This window comes from Kribbella sp. NBC_00482, assembly GCF_036013725.1.
In the GTDB taxonomy this organism is placed as follows: Bacteria; Actinomycetota; Actinomycetes; order Propionibacteriales; family Kribbellaceae; genus Kribbella.
On the sequence record NZ_CP107881.1, the window covers coordinates 4,097,321 to 4,117,235 of the forward strand.

Here is a 19,915-nt window from a genome sequence, read left to right on the forward strand (position 1 = left end):
GCGCGAGCGACGCCGAAGTCACGTGTGGAGACGGTGGGGAATGCAGAGCAAGCTGGACGTCCAGAAGGCGGATGTGCTCGCCAAGGCGGTGGCCGCGGGGACACACGGTCACGACAAGTCGGCCGACCCGGGCAAGCTAAAGACGTTCCTCGAGCAGTACTACCGGCACGTCGCGGCCGAGGACGTCGCCGAGCGCCAGCCGAACGACTGCCTGGGCGCCGCGCGGCACCACTACAAGTCCGCGATGTCCCGCCCGCAGGGTACGGCGAAGGTGCACGTCTTCACGCCGACGCTCGAGGATCACGGCTGGTCCGCGAGCGGCCGGACCGTGGTCGAGATCGTCATCGACGACATGCCGTTCCTGGTGGACAGCGCCTCGATGGCGATCACCGAGCGCAACCTCGAGCTCCAGCTGCTGATCCACCCGCAGTTCGTGGTCCGGCGCGACATGGCCGGCACGCTGCAGGAGGTCCTCGACGACAGCACGACCGCCGACGGGCACGACCTGGTCCGCGAGAGCTGGATGCACCTGGAGATCGAGCGGATCTCCGACGTCGCCGAGCACCGCGCGCTCGAGCAGGACCTGCAGAAGGTGCTGAACGACGTCCGTGAGTCGGTCGAGGACTGGCCGAAGATGCACGAGAAGGCGGTCACCATCGCCGCCGGCCTGCACGCCGCCGACCTGCCGGTCTCCGAGAGCGAGGTGGAGGAGGCCCGCGAGCTGCTGGAGTGGCTGGCCGACGAGCACTTCACCTTCCTGGGCTACCGCGAGTACGACTTCACCATGGAGGGCGAGCAGGGCATCCTGCGCGGCCGCCCGGGGACCGGGCTGGGCATCCTCCGCCCGGACCCGAAGCCGGGTTCCGGCAAGCTGCCGCCGGAGGTGAGCGCCAAGGCGCAGGAGCAGAAACTGCTGATCCTCACCAAGGCGAACTCGCGCTCCACGGTGCACAGGTCGACCTTCCTGGACTACGTCGGCATCAAGCAGTTCGACGAGGGCGGCAACCCGGTCCGCGAGTGCCGGTTCATCGGTCTGCTGTCGTCGACGGCGTACACCGAGAGCGTCATGCAGGTGCCGGTGCTGCGGCGCAAGGCGCTGGAGCTGTTCCGTCTGACCGGCTTCGACCCGAACAGCCACAGCGGCAAGGGTCTGCTCGACGTACTGGAGACCTACCCGCGCGACGAGCTGCTGCAGGCACCTGTGGAGGACCTGCTGCCGATCGTGCAGTCAGTGCTGCACCTGCAGGAGCGGCGCGCGGTCAAGCTGTTCGTACGGCGTGACGTCTACAACCGGTACCTGTCCTGCCTGGTGTACCTGCCCCGTGACCGCTACACGACTGCGGTCCGGCTGAAGATGCAGCAGATCCTGAAGGACGCGATCGGCGCCGAGACAGTCACGTACGCCGCCTACGTCACCGAGTCCGTGCTGGCCCGCGTGCACTTCGTGGTGCGGATGAAGCAGGGCGAGACGGTCGGCGAGTACGACTCGGATCTGCTGGAGCAGCAGGTCATCGAGGCGACCCGGGCGTGGCAGGACGACTTCACCGCGGCGCTGCACGCAAAGGGCGGCGACGGTGCGGTCACCAAGCTGTCGCGCCGGTACGCCAACGCGTTCCCGGAGGCGTACAAGGAGGACTTCGACGCGCGCGTCGCGGTCAACGACGTACACGTCCTGGAGGGGCTGCCGTCCGACAACGGGCTGGCCATGTCGCTCTACACCCCGCTCGACGAGGAGTGGGAGGGCGAACGGCGCTTCAAGATCTTCCGCACCGGGTCGTCGTTGTCCCTGTCGCAGGTGCTGCCGCACTTGAGCGCGATGGGCGTGGAGGTCGTCGACGAGCGCCCGTACGAGATCCGCTGCGACGACGGCACGATGGCCTACATCTACGACTTCGGCCTGAGGGCACCGGAGGACACCGAGGAGCGCGAGGAACTGCGCACCCTGTTCTCCGACACGTTCCAGGCCGTCTGGGAGGGCAAGGCCGAGTCCGACAAGCTGAACGCGCTGGTGCTGCGCGGCAGCCTCAGCTGGCGACAGGTGTCGATTCTGCGCGCGTACCAGCGCTACATCCGCCAGGGCGGCACGCCGTTCAGCCAGGACTACATCGAGAACACCTTCCTGAACCACGTGGACGTTGCGGGCCTGCTGGTACAGCTGTTCGAGACCAGCTTCGACCCGGCGCGCGGACCGGCCGACGACCCGGACCGGACGATGCGCACGGACCAGCTGGAGAAGGAGATCCTGGCCGCGCTGGACACGGTGCAGAGCCTCGACGAGGACCGCATCCTGCGTTCGTACCTGACGGTCATGAAGGCGACGCTGCGGACCAACTACTTCCAGCCGGGCGCCGACGGGAAGCCGCGGTCGTACATCTCGCTGAAGCTGGAGCCGAAGGCGATCCCGGACCTGCCGCAGCCGCGGCCGGCGTACGAGATCTTCGTGTACTCGCCGCAGGTCGAAGGTGTGCACCTGCGGTTCGGCGCGGTCGCGCGTGGCGGGCTGCGCTGGTCGGACCGGCGGGAGGACTTCCGGACCGAGGTGCTCGGCCTGGTGAAGGCGCAGATGGTGAAGAACTCGGTGATCGTGCCGGTCGGCGCGAAGGGCGGGTTCTACGCCAAGCAGCTGCCCGACCCGGCCGCGGACCGGGACGCCTGGCTGGCCGAAGGCATCGCGTCGTACAAGACCTTCATCTCCGGGCTGCTCGACATCACCGACAACATCGTTGCCGGTGACATCGTTCCGCCGGCGCAGGTGGTCCGGTACGACGGCGACGACGCCTACCTGGTCGTCGCGGCGGACAAGGGTACGGCGACGTTCTCGGACATCGCGAACGGTGTCGCCAAGGAGTACGGGTTCTGGCTCGGTGACGCGTTCGCGTCCGGCGGCTCGGTCGGGTACGACCACAAGGCGATGGGCATCACCGCCCGCGGTGCGTGGGAGTCGGTCAAGCGGCACTTCCGCGAGATGGGGCACGACTGCCAGACCGAGGACTTCACGGTCGTCGGCGTCGGCGACATGTCCGGTGACGTGTTCGGCAACGGGATGCTGCTGTCCGAGCACATCCGGCTGGTCGCCGCGTTCGACCACCGGCACATCTTCCTCGACCCGACGCCCGACGCGGCCTCGTCCTTCCCCGAGCGGCGGCGGCTGTTCGAGCTGCCGCGGTCGTCGTGGGCGGACTACGACAGGTCGCTGATCTCCGCCGGCGGCGGTATCTTCCCGCGGACGGACAAGGCGATCCCGGTCTCGGCCGAGATTCGCGAGGCGCTCGGCCTCGAGGGCTCGCCGGTGACGTTGACGCCGGCCGAGTTGATGAACGCGATTCTCAAGGCGCCGGTCGACCTGTTCTGGAACGGCGGCATCGGCACGTACGTGAAGTCGTCGGGTGAGTCGAACGCGGACGTCGGCGACAAGGCGAACGACGCGATCCGGATCACCGGCTCCGAGCTGCGCGCCCGCGCGGTCGGTGAGGGCGGCAACCTCGGCTTCACCCAGCTCGGCCGGATCGAGTACGCCGCGGCCGGCGGCCGGATCAACACCGACTTCATCGACAACGTGGCCGGTGTGGACACCTCCGACCACGAGGTGAACATCAAGATCCTGCTGGACACGGTGGTCGCGGACGGCGATCTCACCGAGAAGCAGCGCAACGACATCATCGCGTCGATGACCGACGAGGTCGGGGCGCTGGTGCTGAAGAGCAACTACCGGCAGAACATCGCCCTGGCGAACGCGGCCGAGCAGGCGCCGGCGCTGATGCACGTCCACCAGGACTGGGTCCGGCGGCTCGAGAAGGAAGGGCTGCTGGACCGGCAGCTGGAGTTCCTGCCCAGCGTCACCGAGTTCAAGAAGCGCAAGGCCGACGGGCGTGGGCTGACGTCGCCGGAGCTGTCGGTGCTGATCGCCTACACCAAGATCGTCATGGAAGCCGAGCTGCTCAAGACGTCGCTGCCGGACGACCCGTTCCTCAAGCACAAGCTCGCCAGCTACTTCCCGAAGGCGATCCAGGAGCGGTTCACCGACCAGATCCAGGGTCACCAGCTGCGCCGCGAGATCATCACGACGCAGGTGGTCAACGAGTTCGTGAACACGTCCGGCATCACGGCGTACCACCGGCTCTCGCTGGAGACCGGCGGGACCGTCGAGGACGTGGTCCGGGCGAACCTGGCCGCGTCCCGGATCTTCGGGCAGCCCGAACTGCTGTCCCACAACGCCGAGCTCGACAACGTGGTCGACGCCGCGACGCAGACGCACATGCGGCTGGAGACGCGGACGCTGGTCGAGCGGGCCACCCGTTGGCTGGTCAGCAACCGGCGGCCTCCGGTCGACATCGAGGAGCTGATCGAGTTCTTCGGTCCGGGGATCGCGAAGCTGTCGGCGGCGTTGCCCGACGTACTGCGTGGTCGTGAGCTGGCGCTGTTCGAGCAGCGGCGCGAAGCCCTCGTGCAGAAGGGGGTTGCGGACGACTTCGCGACCCGGATCGCGGTGCTGCCGCCGGCGTACGCCGGTCTCGGGATCGTGGAGACTGCGTCCCGCGAGGACATCGACATCTTCGAGGTCGCCAAGGTGCACTTCGCCCTCGGTGAGCGCCTGCAGCTGGGCCGCTTCCTGGAGCGGATCATCGGCCTGCCGCGCACCGACCGCTGGCAGACCATGGCCCGCGCCGCCCTGCGCGACGACCTGCACGCCGTGCACGCCCGCCTCACCCGGCAGGTCCTCGCCACCACCGACCCGTCGGCCGACCCCGAAGACCGCGTCATCACCTGGCAGGACCAGAACGCCACCGCGCTGGCCCGAGCCGCCACCATGCTGGAGGAGATCGTCGAAACCGAAGGCCCCGAACTGGCTCACCTGTCCGTTGGCCTCCGTCTGGTCCGAACCCTGATCGCCAACCAGGCCTAAACGGTTCTAGCGTTCGGACACGACCACGTCGACGGAGTACTGGTCGGCGCGGTAGCAGTGGTTTCCGTATTCGACGGGGGAGCCGTCGGCGGCGTAGGCGGAGCGGGTCATGGTGATGAGCGGCTCCGCCTTCGACATGTGCAGGGTACGGCGTTCCTCGGCGGTCGCGTTGCGGGCGCCGATGCGCTGCCGCGCGACCGTCGGCCGGATACCGCGGGCCCGCAGTACGGCGTACAGCCCGTCCTTCGTGAGCTCGTCCAACGTGAGGTCGTTCAGGGCCGGCGGCAGCCAGTTGCGCATGATCGCGAGCGGCAGGTCGTCGGCGTACCGGAGGCGGACGATCGCGACCAGCGGGGTGCCGGGCGGGACCTCGAGTACGGCGGCGGCGCGGTCGTCCTGCGCCGCGCAGTCCAGCGCGAGCACCTCGGTCCGCGGCGTCCGGCCCTCGCGGGCGAGGTCGTCGTACAGGCTGGTCAGTTCGGCCTTGCGGTGCACCATCTGGTTCGCGACCGTGGTGCCGATGCCTCGGCGGCGGACCAGCAGGCCCTGGTTGACCAGTTCGGAGATCGCCCGCCGGACCGTCGGACGGGACAGGCTCAGCCGGTCGGACATGCCGATCTCGTTCTCGAACGGGTCGCCCGGACGCAGCCGGCCGTCCGTGATGGCGGCAGTCAGCTGCTCGGCCAGCTGGTGGTACAGCGGCACCGGGCTGCTCCGATCGAGCCGGATCGGCAGGGCAGCATTCATAGGCGGATGCTACCTGACCATGTCCATACGTGAGAATGTGTTAACAAAGTCTTGACACCCCTGGCACCGGCCCGGGAAGCTGACGAGCAACCAGCGCGCCGCAGGGGCTGTGGCGCGCCGTTCTTCGAGAGGGGTAGCGCGGATGCGGATCGGGTTGGTCGGGGTCGGGCGGATCGGGGCGTTCCACGCCGCGACGCTGAAGGAATTGCCGGCGGTGGATCAGGTGGTCGTCGCCGACGCGGACCCCGCTCGCGCCCAGGCGGTCGCGAAGGAGTTGGGCGTCGCGTCGGTTTCCGACGTACCGGCGCTGCTCGCGTCCGGCCTGGACGGTTTCGTCATCGCGGCGGCGACGTCCGCGCACGCTTCGTTGATCGAGGCGGGACTCGCGGCCGGCGTACCGACGTTCTGTGAGAAGCCGGTCGCGCTCGACCTGGCGGAAACGGAGCGGGTACTGGCGTTGGTGGAGGCTGCGACCGTCCCGGTACACATCGGTTTCCAGCGCCGGTTCGACGCCGGGTACCAGGCGGCGCGGGGGGCCGTGGAGACCGGCGAGCTCGGGTTCGTGCACCACATCCGGGCGAACACGAACGACGCCTTCCCGCCGCACCGCGAGTACATCCCGCAGAGCGGCGGGTTCTTCCGCGACTGCACGGTGCACGACTTCGACATCATCCGCTACGTCACCGGCCGCGAGGTCGTCAGCGTCTACGCCACCGGCGCGAACCGCGGCGAGGCGTTCTTCGGCGAGTACGGCGACGTGGACTCGGCGGCTGCGTTACTGACGCTCGACGACGGCACGTTCGTCGCGGTCAGCGGGACGCGGTACAACGGCGCCGGGCACGACGTACGGATGGAGCTGCACGGCAGTCTCGGATCGATCGCGGTCGGCCTGGACTCGCACACCGCGCTGCGGTCGGCCGAGCCGGGCGTCAGCTTCCCGGAGGGGCCGCCGCACATGACGTTCATGGATCGGTTCCAGCCCGCGTACGTCGCTGAACTGACCGCCTTCACCGAGGTCGTCGCCGGGACCCGCGAGGTGCCGTGCACGGTCCGGGACGCACTCGCGGCGTTCCGGATCGCCGACGCCTGCGAACTGTCCCGCCACGAGAACCGCATCGTCACGCTCTGAGGAGAGCTACGCATATGACTGACATTGCTACCCGTATCGCCGGTGCCCCGATCTCGTGGGGTGTGTGCGAGGTGCCGGGCTGGGGCTGGCAGTACGACGCCCCGACGGTACTCGCCGAGATGCGCGCCGTCGGGCTGGCGGCGACCGAGTTCGGCCCGGACGGGTTCCTGCCGGACGACCCCGCGGACAAGGCGAAAACCCTGGCCGACGTCGGCCTTCGGGCCGTCGGCGGATTCGTGCCGGTCGTCTTGCACGACCCGTCGCACGATCCCGCTCCGGAGGTTGCGGCCGCGCTCGAGGGCTTCGTCGCGGCCGGCGCCGGGACCCTGGTCCTCGCTGCGGCGACCGGCCAGGACGGGTACGACGACCGCCCGACGCTGGACGCTCTTGGTTGGAGCGTTTTGCTCGCCAACCTGGACAAGCTGTCCGCGCTGGCGGCATCCCAGGGTGTACTCGCGACCGTCCACCCGCATGTCGGCACGATGGTCGAGAACGCTGACGACGTCTCGCAGGTACTCAACGGGTCGTCGATCGGCCTCACGCTCGACACCGGTCACCTGCTGATCGGCGGCGTCGATCCCGTGGCATTGGCCGTCGAGCACACGTCTCGCATCCGCCACACCCACCTGAAGGACGTCGACGCCGCGTGGGCCGCGCGGGTTCAGTCCGGTGAGGTCGGGTACACGGACGCCGTACGCGGCGGGATGTACCGGCCGCTCGGAGCCGGCGACATCGATATCACCACAATCGTCAGCACGCTGGAGACGTCCGGGTACGACGGGTGGTACGTCCTGGAACAGGACACGATCCTGCAAACGCGCCCGGTGGACGACGGACCCGTGGCCGACGTACGGGCGAGTATCGCGCACCTGCAGTCGATCACGGCGGGACTCGAATGACCGCCTCCGGGACCCGCGTGGATGGGATGGTCTGATGGTGGACGACGTACTGACGATCGGGCGCATCGGGGTCGACCTGTACCCGCTGCAGCTCGGGACGCATCTGGAAGATGTCACCTCCTTCGGCAAGTTCCTCGGTGGGAGCGCGACGAACGTAGCGGTGGCGGCGGCGCGGCACGGGCGCAAGTCGGCGGTGATCAGCCGGACCGGGAACGACCCGTTCGGCGTGTTCATCCACCGCACGCTCGGCGAACTCGGGGTCGACGACCGCTTCGTCTCCGGAGTCGACGGCCTGCCGACGCCGATCACCTTCTGCGAGATCTTCCCGCCGGACAGCTTCCCGCTCTACTTCTACCGCTTCCCGAAGGCGCCCGACCTGGTGATCAACCCGTCGGAGCTCGACCTGGACGCGATCCGCGACGCGCGCATCTACTGGTCCACGGTGACCGGCCTGTCCGCCGAACCGTCGCGGTCCGCGCACTTCGCCGCCTGGGAAGCCCGCCGGCGGCGTCCGATCACGGTGCTCGACCTGGACTACCGGCCGATGTTCTGGGCCGACCCGAGCGAGGCGCACTCGCAGGTGTCGCGCGCGCTCGAGTACTGCACGGTTGCTGTCGGCAACCGTGAGGAGTGCGAGGTCGCCGTCGGCGAGACCGATCCCGACAAGGCCGCACAGGCCCTCCTCGACCGCGGCCTCGACCTGGCCGTCGTCAAACAGGGCCCCCGCGGCACGCTCGCCCGGACCCGGGACGAGCGCGTCGAAGTTCCGCCGTACCCGGTCGACGTCGTCAACGGCCTCGGTGCCGGTGATGGGTTCGGTGGAGCGCTCTGCCACGGGCTCCTGTCCGGCTGGCCGCTCGAGAAGATCATCCGGTTCGCCAACACCGCGGGCGCGATTGTCGCATCCCGCCTCGAATGCTCGACCGCCATGCCCACGACCGAAGAAGTTCTCTCCCACCTGGGAGCCGAAGCATGACCCCCCACGAAGATGACCAGTACTCCGAACACGCCCGCCCCATCCGCATCCAACGTCCCCACGAAGACCCAGACCCCACCACCCTCACCCCAGGTCCCAACGACCCGACCGTCGTAGCCCGCCGCCCCGATGCGGCGGCCGACCAGGCTGACTGGGCCAACGAGTCCACTGTCCTCACACCTGGCGCGAACGACCCAACAGTCATCGCCAAGCGCCCCACGCCGCCTCGCCCACAAACTCCGGGCCCCGACGACGTGACCGTGATGATGGACCCGTCCCAGGAAACGTCCGCTGTAACTCCCGACGGCCAGACAACCGTCATCGGAAACCTGAACCTCGCCCCCGCACCCCAGCAGGCAACAGGCGTACAGACCGGTGAAGAGCAGGTGGCACGTGAGCAGGCCGGGTCTGAGCAGCGGCTGAGCAGGGCGGAGGCTTCGCCGGGACATCAGGTGAGCGGCCAAACCGTCCGTGGAGAGCAGCGAGCGACTTTGCCCGCAGCCTCGACCACAGAGCACGTCGCGGACGCAGACAATGAATCGCTCCTCGCCGAAGCCGGCGCGAGCGCGCCGTCGGTGGAGAAGCCGCTCGGTGAACCGCAGCCGCTCGGTGAACCGCAGCCGCTCGGTGAGCCACAGTCGCTGGGTGAGCCGCAGCCGTCGGGTGAGCCGCAGCCGCTGGGTGAGCAACCGTTGCCCGGGGCGCAACCGTCGTCGCCGGATGAGCAGGAGACGGTCGTGCCGTCGGAGGCATCGGCAGCGGACGGCGAGTTGGTTGACGAGCCGACCGTCGCGTTCAGCCCCGACGTGCCGGAGCAGGCTGCCGAGCGGGTTGATGGTTCGGTTGATGTGCCTGACACGGTGCAGGTGGGTTTGGTCCGGGGAGACGGGTGGGAGGGGATTGCTCAGCGGTTGGGGGAGTTGACCGAGGTTCGGGTTCGGCATCCGGAGCGGGTGGCTGAGGGATGGTTGCAGCGGCGTACTCGGGCATTGGTGGGGGATGACGGGCGGCTGTTGATCGTGGCTGCTGATCATCCGGCGCGTGGTGCGTTGGGGGTGCGGGCCGATCGGATGGCGATGGGGAGCCGGGCTGATCTGCTGGCCCGGCTGATGATCGCGTTGCAGCGGCCGGGTGTGGACGGCGTACTGGCGACACCGGACGTGTTGGAGGACCTGCTGCTCCTCGGTGCGCTGGAAGGCAAGGTCGTCATCGGCTCGATGAACCGGGGCGGGTTGCAAGGCGCCGCGTTCGAGCTGGACGACCGGTTCACGGCGTACCGGACTGCTGACGAGATCGCCGCGCGGCGGCTCGACGGCGGGAAGATGCTGACGCGGATCGACCTCGGCGATCCGGGGACCGTGGCGACATTGGAGAGCAGCGCCGCGGCGGTGACCGGCCTGGCCGAGCACAAGCTGATGGCGATGGTGGAGCCGTTCTGGTCGACGCGCGGTGAGGACGGGCGGGTCGCGAACCTGCTCGATCCCGACTCGGTCATCAAGTCGATCCAGATCGCGTCCGGTCTCGGCGCGACGAGTGCGTACACGTGGCTCAAGCTGCCGGTCGTGGACGAACTCGATCGGGTGATGGAGGCAACAACTCTGCCGACGCTCTTGCTCGGCGGCGATCCGACGGCGGAGCCGGAAGCGACCTACGCCTCGTGGGGCAAGGCGCTCGAGCTGCCCTCGGTCCGCGGACTCGTGGTCGGGCGGGCGCTGCTGTTCCCGCCCGACGGCGACGTGGCAGCGGCTGTCGACCGCGCCGCGGCCCTCGTCCACGGCGACACCGCATGACCCGGACCGCTGAGGTTCTGAGGAAGGACAGTTGGGATGACTGAATGGGTTCGGCCGGCCGGGACCGCGGCGAGCGATGGGTTCGAGCTCGCGGTGCGGCCGGATGAGGCGGAGTGGCATCACACTGGCTTGTTGGTTCGGACCCTGCTTCCCGGGCAGTCGGTGGAGATCGACACCGGGGACTGCGAGTACATCGTCCTTCCGTTGAGTGGATCGGCCGAGGTGATCGTCGACGGTGAGGCGGTCCCGCTCGGCGGACGGGCGGACATGTTCGCAGGGTCGACGGATCTGGCCTACGTACCCCGGAACTCGACCTTCGCGGTGGTCAGCGCCGGTGGCGCGCGGATCGCGTTCCCGCACGCCAAGGCCGCGACGGACCATCCGTTCCGGCGGATCGCCGCCGACGAGGTCGAGACCGAGCTCCGCGGCGCCGGCGTCGCGTCCCGCCAGGTCCGCAACTTCGGTACGCCGGGAGTTCTCGAGGCGGACTCGATCATCGCGTGCGAGGTGATCACGCCGGCCGGCAACTGGTCGTCCTACCCGCCGCACAAGCACGACGAGCACAAACCGGGGAAGGAGAGCGAGCTCGAGGAGATCTACTACTTCGAGCTGCAGCTGTCCGACGACGTCCCGGAAGGTGTCAAGGGCAACGATCCCATCGGCTACCAACGGGTCTACGGCACCGAGGACCGCCCGATCGACGTCTTGGCGGAGGTCCGCAGCGGTGACGTGGTGCTGGTCCCGCACGGCTGGCACGGCCCGGCGATGGCGCCTCCCGGTTACGACATGTACTACCTCAATGTGATGGCCGGACCCGGCAGCGAGCGTCAGTGGCTGATCACCGACGATCCGCAGCACGCCTGGGTCCGCGACCTGTGGAAGTCCCAGCATCTCGATCCGCGCCTACCTTTCGGACAAACAGGAGAAGAGTCATGACGGTGCGTCTCACGGTCGCGCAGGCCCTGGTGCGATTCCTGAGCGTCCAGTACTCGGAGCGTGACGGGCTCCGGCAGCGGCTGATCGCCGGGTCACTGGGCATCTTCGGCCATGGCAACGTCGCCGGGCTCGGCCAGGCGCTGCTGCAGTCCGAGCTCGAGGACCCGAAGGCGTTGCCGTACATCCTGGCCCGCAACGAGCAGGCCATGGTGCACACCGCGACGGCCTTCGCCCGGACCCGGGACCGGCTCCAGACCTACGCCTGCACAGCAAGCGTGGGCCCGGGCTCGACCAACATGGTGACCGGTGCGGCCCTGGCGACGATCAACCGGTTGCCGGTGCTCATCCTCCCTTCGGATGTGTTCGCGACCCGGGTGGCGACACCCGTGCTGCAGGAGCTGGAGAGCTTCAGCGCCGGCGACGTGTCGGTCAACGACGCCTTCCGCCCGGTGTCGAAGTACTTCGACCGCGTCTGGCGGCCCGAACAGTTGCCCTCGGCACTGATGAACGCGATGCGCGTGCTGACCGATCCGGTCGAGACCGGCGCGGTGACACTGGCCCTGCCGCAGGACGTCCAGGCCGAGGCCTACGACTGGCCGGAGGAGCTCTTCGTCGAGCGCACCTGGTACGTCGCACGTCCTTTGCCGGAGGCATCAATTGTCGACAAGGCGGCAGATCTCCTACGGTCCGCTCAGCGACCGCTGATCGTCGCCGGCGGCGGTGTGCACTACTCGGGAGCAGAGGAAGCGCTGCGCGAGTTCGCCGAGCGAACCGGCGTACCGGTGTCGGAAACCCAGGCAGGTAAGGGATCTCTGGCCTACGATCACCCGCAGGCGGTGGGCGCGGTCGGGTCGACCGGGACCACGGCAGCCAATGCGCTGGCTCGCGAGGCCGACGTGGTGATCGGGATCGGCACCCGCTACAGCGACTTCACGACGGCGTCGCGGACCGCGTTCCAGCATCCGCAGGTCCGGTTCCTGAACATCAACGTGGCGCGTTTCGACAGTGGTAAGCATGCCGGCCTCCCGGTGGTGGCCGATGCGCGGGAAGCCCTTGTTTCGTTGGGTTCTGCGCTCGGCGATTGGTCCGTGGACGACAAGTACACAGCAGAGGCCCAGGAACTCACCAGGAACTGGAACGGAACTGTGGACGCAGTTTTCCGGCCCTCCGCCGAGATGACCGCGAAACTGGCCGAAGGACTGCTCACCCAGGGCGAGGTGATCGGCGCCGTCAACGAATTGTCGGCGGCGTCTGATGTGGTTGTGTGCGCGGCCGGCTCGATGCCGGGTGACCTCCACAAGCTGTGGCGGCCGCGCGACCCGAAGGGATACCACGTCGAATATGGCTTCTCCTGCATGGGATACGAGATCGCCGGCGGACTCGGCGTCCGGCTCGGCGCCCCGGATCGCGACGTGTTCGTCATGGTCGGCGACGGGTCGTACCTGATGATGTCCAGCGAGCTGGCCACCGCGGTCCAGGAGAACCTCAAGATCATCGTGGTCCTGGTGCAGAACCACGGCTTCGCGTCGATCGGCGCGCTCTCGGAGTCCCTCGGTTCCCAGCGGTTCGGGACGGCGTACCGCAAGCGCACCGGTGACGGCCGGCTCGACGGGGACTACCTGCCGATCGACCTCGCGGCGAACGTACGCAGTTTCGGGGTCGACGTGATCGACGTGCACAGCCGCGCCGAGCTGGAGAAGGCGATCCAGACCGCGAAGGCAGCCACCGGTCCGATCGCGATCCATGTCACGACCGATCCGCTGATCGGCAGTCCGGACAACGACTCCTGGTGGGACGTCCCGGTCAGCGAGGTGTCGGAGCTGCAGTCCACACAGGCCGCGGCAGCGACGTACGAGGAAAGCAAGAAGGTCCAGCGTCCGTACCTGACTCCGGCCGAAGGGGATCGCTGATGGGCAGAGTCGACATCGGTACGGCGCCGGACTCGTGGGGAGTCTGGTTCGCCGACGACCCGCAGCAGACGCCGTGGGCGCGGTTCCTCGACGAGGTGGCCGCGGCCGGGTACACGCGGATCGAACTCGGTCCGTACGGCTACCTTCCGACCGACCCGGTCAGGTTGAAGGACGAGCTCGACCAGCGCGGCCTGACGATGACCGCCGGTACGACGTTCGAGCAGCTGCATCGCCCCGACGGGTGGGACGCGACCTGGCGCGATGTCGCCAAGACAGCAGCGCTGACGGCCGCGATGGGTGCGAAGCACCTGGTCGTGATGCCGTCGATGTGGCGAGGTGACAACGGCGAGGTCGTCGAGGAGCGTTTGGACCACGAGGGCCAGGCCCGACACGGGCAGGCGGTGACCGAGCTGGGGCGTCGGCTGGCGGAGGAGTTCGGGCTGCTGACGCAGTACCACCCGCACGCTGACGGACACGTCGATACGCAGGACACCGTCGAGCGCTTCCTCGAGGAGACCGACAGCGCGTCCGTGAACCTGTGCCTCGACACCGGCCACATCAGCTACTGCGGCGGCGACAACCTCGAGCTGATCCGGAAGTACCCGGACCGGATCGGCTACGTCCACCTCAAGCAGGTCGATCCGAAGATCCTCGCGGAGGTGGAAGCCGAGGGGCTGAGCATGGACGAGGCGGTACGGCGGGGCGTGATGTGCGAGCCGCCAAACGGCGTACCCGAGCTGCCACCTGTCCTCGACGCACTGGCCGCGCTCGACGCCGACGTGTTCGCGATCGTCGAGCAGGACATGTACCCGTGTGCGCCCGACGTACCGCAGCCGATCGCGGCCCGGACGTTGGCGTATCTCACTGCTTCTGGGGGTGCTACATCGAGATGACGGCCACGGGAGTGTGAAACTCTCGGGTCCCACGCAGTCCGCGGAGTGCCGCGGACCACCTGAAAGGCTGGTAGCAAGTCATGGTTCGGTGGCAGAAGAAGGCGGGACCCGCGGTCGCGGCTGTCGTGCTCGCGGTGGCTCTGGCCGCGTGCAGTTCCTCCGGCGGCAAGCAGAAGGAGGAGAGCTCCGGCGACAGCGGCGGCAACGTCGCGGACACGCCGCGGATGAAGGTTGCCATGATCACCCACTCGGGTCCCGGCGACACCTTCTGGGACATCGTGCGGCGCGGCGCCGAGGCGGCCGCGAAGAAGGACAACATCGAGCTGCAGTACTCCGCCGACCCGGACGGCGCGGCCCAGGCGAACCTCGTGCAGACCGCGATCGACTCGAAGGTCGACGGCATCGCGATCACGCTGAACAAGCCGGACGCGGTGATCCCGAACGTCAAGAAGGCGATCGCGGCCGGGATCCCGGTGACGGTCCTCAACGGCGGGCTGGACCAGTGGAAGACCACCGGCGCGATCGGGTACTTCGGCCAGGACGAGCGGATCGCCGGCCAGGCGACCGGTGACAAGCTCAAGCAGCTCGGCGCGAAGAACGTGCTGTGCGTCATCCACGAGCAGGGCAACGTCAGCCTCGAGGCCCGCTGCCAGGGCATCAAGGACAAGCTCGGCAACGGTGTCCAGAACGTCAACGTCAACGGCACCGACCAGCCCGGGACGCAGGCGACGCTGACCTCGAAACTGCAGGCGGACAAGACCGCCGACTACGTGGTCGCGCTCAACGCGGGGATCGCGCTGACCGCTGTCCAGGCGGTCAAGGACGCCGGCTCGTCGGCGAAGGTCGGCAGCTTCGACATGAGCAAGGAGATGGCCAAGGCGGTCGCGGACGGCACCGTGCAGTTCGCCGTCGACCAGCAGCCGTACCTGCAGGGCTACCTCTCGGTCGACGCGATCTGGCTCTACAAGACCAACGGCGACACCATCGGCGGCGGCGAGGCGACCCTGACCGGGCCGGCCTTCATCGACAAGTCGAACATCGCGGCGGTCCAGAAGTACGCCGAAGCCGGGACGCGCTGAGGTAGCGCCATGGCATCGACCATCACCTCACCCGCCTCGGCGGACGACCGCGTTTCCGCCCGGTCCCTCGGCGCCCGGCTGCTCAGCCGGCCCGAGATCGGGTCGCTCGTCGGCGCGGCCGTGATCCTGGTGTTCTTCCTGATCGCAGCCCCGCCGTTCCGCGACATCAACAACACCGGCACGATCCTGTACCAGGCTGCGCTGATCGGTGTGATGGCCGTGCCGGTGTCGCTGCTCATGGTCGGCGGCGAGTTCGACCTGTCGGCGGGGGTCGCGGTGACGACCTCAGGCCTGACCGCGGGCCTGTTCGCCTACCAGTTCAGCGTGAACGTCTGGCTCGGCGTGATCGTCGCGCTGGCGCTCTCGCTGGCGATCGGCGCGTTCAACGGCTGGCTACTGATGCGGACGGGACTGCCCAGCTTCCTGGTGACACTGGGCACCTTCTTCATCCTGCAGGGCCTGAACATCGCGGTCACCCGGCTCGCCTCCGGCGCCGTCGCGTCGAACTCGATCAGCGACATGGACGGGTTCGGCGCGGCGAAGGCGATCTTCGCGTCGGAGTTCAAGCTCGGCGGCGTGACGATCAAGATCCTGATCGTCTGGTGGATCGTGTTCGTCGCGATCGCCGCCTGGGTGCTGCTGAAGACGCAGATCGGCAACTGGATCTTCGCGGTCGGCGGTGACGCGGCGGCCGCGCGGGCCGTCGGCGTACCGGTGAAGAAGGTCAAGATCGGCCTGTTCATGGCGGTCGGGTTCTTCGCCTGGTTCACCGGTATGCAGCTGCTGTTCGTGCAGAACGGCGTGGTGCAGTCCGGTGAAGGCGTCGGCAAGGAGTTCCTCTACATCATCGCGGCGGTCGTCGGCGGCTGCCTGCTCACCGGTGGCTACGGCTCCGTCGTGGGCGGCGCGGTCGGTGCGCTGATCTTCGGAATGGTCCAGCTGGGTGTGGTGTACGCCGGCTGGAACCCGGACTGGTTCAAGGCGTTCCTGGGTGCGATGTTGCTGCTGGCAACCATCGTCAATCTCGTCGTCAAGAACAGGGCGGAGGCACGATGACCACCACGGAGTCGTTCGCGGACGACGCGACGTCCAGTCCGAACACGCCGATCGTGCTGCTCGAGGACGTCGGCAAGAGCTACGGCAACATCCAGGCGCTGCGCGGGGTGTCGCTGGCGGTCCGGCAGGGCGAGATCACCTGCGTGCTCGGCGACAACGGCGCGGGCAAGTCGACGCTGATCAAGATCATCGCCGGACTGCACGACTACACGTCCGGCCGGATGTCGGTGAACGGCGAGGAGCGGCACTTCGGCTCGCCGCGGGAGTCGCTCGACAGCGGTATCGCGACCGTCTACCAGGACCTGGCGCTGGCGCCGCTGATGTCGGTCTGGCGGAACTTCTTCCTCGGCAACGAGCTCACCAAGGGGCCGTTCCGGCAGCTGGACGCGGCCAGGATGAAGCGGATCGCGCAGGAGGAGCTGACCAAGATGGGGATCTCGATCCCCAATCTCGAGCAGCCGGTCGGCAAGCTGTCGGGCGGTCAGCGGCAGTGCGTGGCGATCGCGCGGGCGATCCACTTCGGCGCCAAGGTGCTGATCCTCGACGAGCCGACCGCGGCGCTCGGCGTGAACCAGTCGGGTGTGGTGCTGAAGTACGTCGTGAAGGCACGCGATGCGGGGATCGGGGTCATCTTCATCACCCACAACCCGCACCACGCCTACCTGGTCGGCAACCACTTCGTCGTCCTGAAGCTCGGCCGGGTGGCGCTCGACACGCACCGGTCGGAGATCACGCTCGAGGAGCTGACGACCGAGATGGCCGGGGGATCCGAGCTGGAAGCGCTGAGCCACGAGCTGCGGGAGATCAATCCCGAGGTGGTCGTGGATGATGTGCAGAAGGGGCAGGAGGGGACATGACCGGTCTGCGGGTCGGGATCGTCGGCGTCGGAGTGATGGGCGCCGACCATGCCGAACGCGTTGTGCGGAAGACGGTGGGCGCGCGTCTGGTCGCCGTCTCCGACGCGGATGCGGGCCGCGCCGAGGCGCTCGCCGGCAGGCTGTCGGAGAGGCCGGCCGGTACGGCGAGGCACTCGGGCAGTACGGCGTACGCGGAGACTGTTCGCGTGGTCGAGGATCCGATGGATCTCATCGCGGCGGACGATGTCGACGCGGTGATCCTGGCCTCGCCGGGGTTCGCACACGCGGAGCAGCTGTTCGCCTGCTTGGAGCACGGGAAGCCGGTGCTCTGCGAGAAGCCGTTGACGATGGACGCGGCGTCGGCGTTGCGCGTGGTCGAGGCCGAACACAAGCTCGGACGGCAGCTGATCCAGGTCGGGTTCATGCGGCGGTTCGACCCGGAGTACGCCGCGTTGAAGCAACTGCTCGACTCGGGTGACCTCGGACGGACGCTGCTGCTGCACAACGTGCACCGGAACAAGTCGGCCCCGCCGACGTTCCGCAGCGAGATGATCGTCCGGGACTCGATGGTGCACGAGGTCGACGTCGCCCGGTGGCTGTTCGACGACGAGATCACCCGGATCACCGTGCACACCCCGACGCCGACGAGTCTGGTCGGGGACGGCGTACTCGATCCGCAGCTGGCCGTGTTCGAGCTGGCGAACGGCGCGATGGCCGACGTGGAGGTGTTCGTGAACTTCCAGGTCGGGTACGAGGTCCGGTGTGAGGCGGTGGCCGAGCGCGGCAGCGCCACCATCGGTCTCGGGTCCGGCGTCTTCACCCGGGCCGGCGAGCAGTGGGGCGGCACGATGCCGGCCGACTTCCGGGTCCGGTTCGAGCAGGCGTACGACATCGAGGTGCAACGCTGGGTCGACGCCACCGTGCGCGGTGAGATCGACGGGCCGAGCGCCTGGGACGGCTACGCGGCGGCGGCCGTCTGCGAGGCCGGGCTGGAGTCGTTGAGCACCGGCAAGCCCGCCGACGTCGCCTTGGCCGATCGGAGCAAGGTACTGGGATGACCCACCAGCAGCATTTCGGAAACACCACCAGCAGTGAGGAAACATCGTGAGTACTGACAGCAAGCGCATCACCCACCTCGTCGGCGGCAGCTCGTGGACCGGCGTGGCCGAGCGGACCAGCAAGGTCTACAACCCCGCCACCGGTCAGGTCACGGGCGAGCTGGACCTGGCGTCGGCGGCCACGGTCGACGAGGCCGTCAAGGTCGCTCACGAGGCATCGAAGAGCTGGGCGCAGACGTCGCTGACCAAGCGCGCCCAGGTCCTGTTCGCGTACCGAGAGCTGGTGAACCGCGACAAGGAGCGGATCGCGCAGCTGATCACCGCCGAGCACGGCAAGGTGCTGTCCGACGCGCTGGGCGAGGTGACCCGCGGCCTCGAGGTGATCGAGTTCGCCTGCGGGATCCCGCACCTGCTCAAGGGCGGGTTCAGCGAGGGCGTCTCGACCAAGGTCGACGTGTACTCGATCCGGCAGCCGCTCGGCGTCAGCGCGGTGATCTCGCCGTTCAACTTCCCGGCCATGGTGCCGATGTGGTTCGTCCCGATCGCGGTTGCCTGTGGCAACAGTGTGGTGATCAAGCCGTCGGAGAAGGACCCGTCCGCGGCGAACGCGATGGCCGAGCTGTGGAAGGAGGCCGGCCTGCCGGACGGCGTGGTGAACGTCGTGCACGGCGACAAGGAGGCGGTCGACCGGCTGCTCGAGCACCCGGACATCAAGTCCGTGTCGTTCGTCGGGTCGACGCCGATCGCGAAGTACGTCTACGAGAACGGCACCCGCAACGGCAAGCGCGTGCAGGCCCTCGGCGGCGCGAAGAACCACATGATCGTGCTGCCGGACGCGGACCTGGACCTCGCGGCGGACGCTGCCGTGAACGCCGGTTTCGGTTCGGCGGGCGAGCGGTGCATGGCGATCTCCGCGCTGGTCGCGGTCGAGCCGATCGCGGACGAGCTGATCGGCAAGATCAAGGAGCGGATGGGCAAGCTGAAGACCGGTGACGGGACCCGCGCGTGCGACATGGGCCCGTTGGTGACCGGCGAGCACCGGGACAAGGTCGCCGGGTACGTCGCGGCCGGGGTCGAGGCCGGTGCGGAGCTGGTGGTCGACGGGCGCGCGGGTGACTTCGACGGGGCGGCCGACGGGTTCTGGCTCGGCCCGACGCTGTTCGACAAGGTGACGCCGGAGATGTCGATCTACACCGACGAGATCTTCGGCCCGGTGCTCTCGGTGCTGCGTACGCCGTCGTACGACAAGGCGCTCGAGCTCGTGAACTCGAACCCGTACGGGAACGGGACCGCGATCTTCACCAACGACGGTGGAGCGGCGCGCCGGTTCCAGAACGAGGTCGAGGTCGGGATGGTCGGGATCAACGTCCCGATCCCGGTGCCGATGGCGTACTACTCGTTCGGCGGCTGGAAGAACTCGCTGTTCGGCGACACCCACGCCCACGGGACCGAAGGCGTGCACTTCTTCACCCGCGGAAAGGTGGTCACTTCGCGGTGGCTGGACCCGTCCCACGGCGGGATCAACCTCGGCTTCCCGACCCACGACTGAACGGCGCTTTGGGTGTAGCGTCGAAGGTGACCCCCGGGGCATGAGGAGTACCGCGGCGTACGCAGGGTCGTTAGGCCCGTCCTCAGTCCGCAACCATGCCCCGGAGTGCGTCATGTCGAAGAACAAAGGCGGG

General features: G+C 68.4%; 14 protein-coding genes. 13 read left to right on the forward strand and 1 reads right to left on the reverse strand.

The features are described 5' to 3' along the window. Positions 1-40: 40 nt before the first annotated feature. Positions 41-4,903 carry an NAD-glutamate dehydrogenase gene (locus OHB24_RS20180; RefSeq protein WP_327640621.1) on the forward strand — a complete coding sequence of 1,621 codons (4,863 nt, stop codon included), beginning with the start codon at positions 41-43 and terminating at the stop codon, positions 4,901-4,903. Positions 4,904-4,909: 6 nt separating this feature from the next. Here OHB24_RS20180 and OHB24_RS20185 read toward each other — a convergent pair whose 3' ends face one another. Further along, positions 4,910-5,650 (reverse strand): GntR family transcriptional regulator, encoded by a 741-nt coding sequence (locus OHB24_RS20185; protein ID WP_327640622.1) that lies wholly within the window; start codon positions 5,648-5,650, stop codon positions 4,910-4,912. Between the two features lie 142 nt (positions 5,651-5,792). Here OHB24_RS20185 and OHB24_RS20190 point away from each other — a divergent pair, with 142 nt between their 5' ends. The 12 genes from OHB24_RS20190 (at position 5,793) to OHB24_RS20245 (ending at position 19,782) form a co-directional block, all read left to right on the forward strand. Continuing rightward, positions 5,793-6,779, forward strand: a complete 987-nt coding sequence (locus OHB24_RS20190; protein ID WP_327640623.1) for a Gfo/Idh/MocA family protein — start codon at positions 5,793-5,795, stop codon at positions 6,777-6,779. A 14-nt stretch (positions 6,780-6,793) separates the two neighbouring features. Further along, positions 6,794-7,678, forward strand: coding sequence for a sugar phosphate isomerase/epimerase family protein (locus OHB24_RS20195; RefSeq protein ID WP_327640624.1), 885 nt, complete (start codon positions 6,794-6,796; stop codon positions 7,676-7,678). A gap of 34 nt (positions 7,679-7,712) precedes the next feature. After that, positions 7,713-8,654, forward strand: a complete 942-nt coding sequence (gene iolC, locus OHB24_RS20200; protein WP_327640625.1) for a 5-dehydro-2-deoxygluconokinase — start codon at positions 7,713-7,715, stop codon at positions 8,652-8,654. Positions 8,655-9,565: 911 nt separating this feature from the next. Beyond that, positions 9,566-10,444 (forward strand): Cgl0159 family (beta/alpha)8-fold protein, encoded by an 879-nt coding sequence (locus OHB24_RS43325; RefSeq protein ID WP_442913996.1) that lies wholly within the window; start codon positions 9,566-9,568, stop codon positions 10,442-10,444. A gap of 36 nt (positions 10,445-10,480) precedes the next feature. Beyond that, a complete protein-coding gene (gene iolB, locus OHB24_RS20210) occupies positions 10,481-11,380 on the forward strand; it encodes a 5-deoxy-glucuronate isomerase (RefSeq protein ID WP_327640627.1) in 900 nt (299 codons plus the stop codon). Then, the gene (iolD, locus tag OHB24_RS20215) at positions 11,377-13,290 is read left to right on the forward strand and encodes a 3D-(3,5/4)-trihydroxycyclohexane-1,2-dione acylhydrolase (decyclizing) (protein ID WP_327640628.1); all 1,914 of its coding nucleotides are present in this window, start codon (positions 11,377-11,379) and stop codon (positions 13,288-13,290) included. The genes iolB and iolD overlap by 4 nt, the downstream gene beginning before the upstream one ends. After that, complete coding sequence (locus tag OHB24_RS20220; protein ID WP_327640629.1) at positions 13,290-14,183, forward strand: TIM barrel protein; 894 nt, start codon at positions 13,290-13,292, stop codon at positions 14,181-14,183. Before iolD ends, OHB24_RS20220 begins: the two co-directional genes overlap by 1 nt. An 80-nt stretch (positions 14,184-14,263) precedes the next feature. Next, a complete protein-coding gene (locus OHB24_RS20225; protein ID WP_327640630.1) occupies positions 14,264-15,262 on the forward strand; it encodes a sugar ABC transporter substrate-binding protein in 999 nt (332 codons plus the stop codon). A 9-nt stretch (positions 15,263-15,271) separates the two neighbouring features. Further along, positions 15,272-16,318 (forward strand): ABC transporter permease, encoded by a 1,047-nt coding sequence (locus tag OHB24_RS20230; RefSeq protein WP_327640631.1) that lies wholly within the window; start codon positions 15,272-15,274, stop codon positions 16,316-16,318. Continuing rightward, complete coding sequence (locus tag OHB24_RS20235) at positions 16,315-17,175, forward strand: ATP-binding cassette domain-containing protein (RefSeq protein WP_327640632.1); 861 nt, start codon at positions 16,315-16,317, stop codon at positions 17,173-17,175. Before OHB24_RS20230 ends, OHB24_RS20235 begins: the two co-directional genes overlap by 4 nt. Continuing rightward, positions 17,172-18,233, forward strand: a complete 1,062-nt coding sequence (locus OHB24_RS20240; protein WP_327640633.1) for a Gfo/Idh/MocA family protein — start codon at positions 17,172-17,174, stop codon at positions 18,231-18,233. Before OHB24_RS20235 ends, OHB24_RS20240 begins: the two co-directional genes overlap by 4 nt. Before the next feature lie 46 nt (positions 18,234-18,279). Next, a complete protein-coding gene (locus OHB24_RS20245; protein ID WP_327640634.1) occupies positions 18,280-19,782 on the forward strand; it encodes a CoA-acylating methylmalonate-semialdehyde dehydrogenase in 1,503 nt (500 codons plus the stop codon). The last annotated feature ends 133 nt before the right edge of the window (positions 19,783-19,915 follow it).

Excerpts from the sequence above, each read along its gene's own strand:
- iolB (WP_327640627.1), top strand. The coding sequence starts at position 10,481 with ATGACTGAATGGGTTCGGCCGGCCGGGACCGCGGCGAGCGATGGGTTC.
- OHB24_RS20180 (WP_327640621.1), top strand. The coding sequence starts at position 41 with ATGCAGAGCAAGCTGGACGTCCAGAAGGCGGATGTGCTCGCCAAGGCG.
- iolC (WP_327640625.1), top strand. The coding sequence starts at position 7,713 with ATGGTGGACGACGTACTGACGATCGGGCGCATCGGGGTCGACCTGTAC.
- iolD (WP_327640628.1), top strand. The coding sequence starts at position 11,377 with ATGACGGTGCGTCTCACGGTCGCGCAGGCCCTGGTGCGATTCCTGAGC.
- OHB24_RS20190 (WP_327640623.1), top strand. The coding sequence starts at position 5,793 with ATGCGGATCGGGTTGGTCGGGGTCGGGCGGATCGGGGCGTTCCACGCC.
- OHB24_RS20230 (WP_327640631.1), top strand. The coding sequence starts at position 15,272 with ATGGCATCGACCATCACCTCACCCGCCTCGGCGGACGACCGCGTTTCC.
- OHB24_RS20225 (WP_327640630.1), top strand. The coding sequence starts at position 14,264 with ATGGTTCGGTGGCAGAAGAAGGCGGGACCCGCGGTCGCGGCTGTCGTG.
- OHB24_RS20220 (WP_327640629.1), top strand. The coding sequence starts at position 13,290 with ATGGGCAGAGTCGACATCGGTACGGCGCCGGACTCGTGGGGAGTCTGG.
- OHB24_RS20235 (WP_327640632.1), top strand. The coding sequence starts at position 16,315 with ATGACCACCACGGAGTCGTTCGCGGACGACGCGACGTCCAGTCCGAAC.
- OHB24_RS20185 (WP_327640622.1), bottom strand. The coding sequence starts at position 5,650 with ATGAATGCTGCCCTGCCGATCCGGCTCGATCGGAGCAGCCCGGTGCCG.
- OHB24_RS20240 (WP_327640633.1), top strand. The coding sequence starts at position 17,172 with ATGACCGGTCTGCGGGTCGGGATCGTCGGCGTCGGAGTGATGGGCGCC.
- OHB24_RS20195 (WP_327640624.1), top strand. The coding sequence starts at position 6,794 with ATGACTGACATTGCTACCCGTATCGCCGGTGCCCCGATCTCGTGGGGT.